At 68.9% G+C, this 2,241-nt stretch carries 3 protein-coding genes; 2 read left to right on the plus strand and 1 reads right to left on the minus strand.

Features of this window, described 5'->3' with window-relative positions; all coding sequences use genetic code 11:
* The first annotated feature begins 122 nt into the window (after window positions 1-122).
* Both RJ03_RS27415 and RJ03_RS27420 read left to right on the plus strand, forming a co-directional pair.
* The gene (locus RJ03_RS27415) at window positions 123-920 is read left to right on the plus strand and encodes an SDR family NAD(P)-dependent oxidoreductase (RefSeq protein ID WP_036507604.1); all 798 of its coding nucleotides are present in this window, start codon (window positions 123-125) and stop codon (window positions 918-920) included.
* Between the two features lie 138 nt (window positions 921-1,058).
* The gene (locus tag RJ03_RS27420) at window positions 1,059-1,946 is read left to right on the plus strand and encodes an LLM class flavin-dependent oxidoreductase (RefSeq protein WP_036507598.1); all 888 of its coding nucleotides are present in this window, start codon (window positions 1,059-1,061) and stop codon (window positions 1,944-1,946) included.
* Between the two features lie 47 nt (window positions 1,947-1,993).
* Here RJ03_RS27420 and RJ03_RS27425 read toward each other — a convergent pair.
* Window positions 1,994-2,241, minus strand: a 248-nt coding sequence (locus RJ03_RS27425; protein WP_036507601.1) for a MarR family winged helix-turn-helix transcriptional regulator, incomplete at its 5' end; no start/stop codon positions are given.

Genomic DNA, 2,241 nt, shown 5'->3' on the forward strand with positions numbered 1-2,241 from the left:
GTCGGAGATGAGGCGGGCTCCCTTGGGCGCCGCAACGACAACGTGGCCGCCGAGCTGCGCCTGCTCCTTGACGTCCATTGGAGCATCACCCCGCGTCCGCGGCGCACCCGAACGAAGGAACCATGACCACATCCCCCCGTACCGCGTTGATCACCGGCGCTTCGGCCGGCATCGGCGCGACGTTCGCCCGCCACCTCGCCGCGCGCGGCTACCAACTGCTCCTGGTCGCCCGCCGCGGCGACCGCCTCCAGGAACTCGCCGCGCAGCTGACCGATCGGCACGACGTGCGCTGCGAGGTGTTCACCGCCGACCTCACCGACCCGGCCGCACCCGCCGCGATGGTGAACCACGCCGACCAACAGGGCCTGGACATCGATGTTCTGATCAACAACGCGGGCCTGTCGGGTAAGGCCGCGTTCGCCGACACCCCATGGGACGCCCTGGCCGGGGAGATCCAGCTGATGGTGACCTCCCCGACCGAACTCATCCACCTGGTAGTCCCCGGCATGAAGAAACGCCACTGGGGCCGCATCGTCAATCTGTCCTCGGTCGCCGCGTTCGCCCCACCGGCGGCCAGCCTGCTCTACACCGGCGTCAAGTCATTCGTCCTCAACACCTCGCAAGCCCTCGACATGGAACTCAAACCCCACGGCATCCACGTCACCGCCCTGTGCCCCGGCTTCACTCACACCGAATTCCACGATGTCATGGGCACTCGCGACAAAGCCGACCATCTGCCCCGAATCCTGTGGCAGCAGCCCGAAGCCGTCGTCACCGAAGGCTGGGCCGCCGTGATGAAGGGTAAGCCGGTGTGTGTGCCCGGCGCCGTCAACAAGATCTCCGCCGCCGCGATGAAACCCCTGCCCATCCACCTGAGCTACTTCGCCGGAAAGACCCTCAACCCTTTCAAGAACAGCTGAGCCCAAGATCCTGACGCGAGACGCCTTCAGCGCGTCGAAGTTTCTCGCGCCGCAGCGAGCGTGCGGCGGCGTGGGGCGTGATCTGTCGGATTGGGAGATCGGGTGACCGGGGCCGGGCGGGTCTGAGAGGGTCGCCACATGAAAATCGGTGTCGCACTTCCGCAGATGGCTCCCGGCTACGGACCGGGTACGACGCTCGACTGGGCCCGGCGAATCGACGCGGGCCCTTTTTCGAGCGTTTCCGTCGGTGAGCGGGTGACGTTTTCGAATCCGGAGATGGTCGCGACGCTGGGTGCCTGCGCCGCGGTCACCGAGCGAGTGCAGGTTCTGGCGAACCTCTGGGTGCTCCCACAGCATCCGATGGCGATGGTGGCCCAGCAGATCGGCACCCTCGATCAGCTCGCGAACGGCCGCCTCGAGGTAGCTGTCGGTGTCGGCGGTCGTGAGCACGACTACCGCGCTCTCGGCGCTGATTTCACGCGACGGCACCAGCAACTCGATGACAAGGTCGCCGAGCTGAAGTCACTGCTCGCCGGCGAGCCGCCGTTCGAGGGCGCGGACCCGGTGGGGCCGGCGTGTGTGCAGCCGGGTGGGCCGATCATCCTCGCCGGTGCGATGGGGCCGAAGGCGATGCGCCGGGCGGCGCGGTGGGCCGACGGCGTCTCCGGCTTCAGCATCGCAGGTGACGCCGGGGAGATCGCCAAGGTGAGCGATCGCGCCGACCGCTGCTGGGCCGAGGCCGGTCGTACGACGAAGCCACGCAAGGTCAGCGGCTGCTTCACCGCGCTGGGCGTCCCCGATGCGTCCGAGGCGCTGCGCTCCTTCACTGCTCGCTACCTCGGCTTCCTCGGGCCCGAGTTGGCCGGCATGGTCGCCGCGTCGGCGCGCGCGTCGAATCCCGACGTGCTCGCCGACGTTCTCGACGGCGCGGAGCGGGCCGGCTGCGACGAGTTCATCCTGGTCCCGGCCGTCACCGACCTGAAATTCCTCGAGGTTGCGTCCGAGGTGGTGGCCGCACGGCAGTGACACTCGGTGCGCGGTGACCCGTGGTGGGGTGCTCGCCGGGACCGCGTTCACCGCGATCCTCGGCGTGCTCGGCGTCGCCGTTGCAGGCCGGGGTGTACGCCGGCGGGCAGGCCCGCGTGGGCGGCGATGCGTTGCAGCAGCGGCAGTAGCTCAGCTCGTTCGGTCTCGTCCAGCGGTGCGAGAACCTCCGATTCGAGTGCGTCGGCTTCGGATTGCATCGACTCGAGCACCTGGCGTGCGTTGTCGGTGAGATGGACCGCGTGCGCGCGCCGGTCGGCCGGATGTGGCCGCCGGG

The organism is Nocardia aobensis NBRC 100429 (assembly GCF_000308375.1).
GTDB lineage: Bacteria > Actinomycetota > Actinomycetes > Mycobacteriales > Mycobacteriaceae > Nocardia > Nocardia aobensis.

Bases quoted from the DNA above. Each gene is read 5' to 3' on its own strand.
- RJ03_RS27415 (WP_036507604.1), top strand. From the start codon at position 123: ATGACCACATCCCCCCGTACCGCGTTGATCACCGGCGCTTCGGCCGGC.
- RJ03_RS27420 (WP_036507598.1), top strand. From the start codon at position 1,059: ATGAAAATCGGTGTCGCACTTCCGCAGATGGCTCCCGGCTACGGACCG.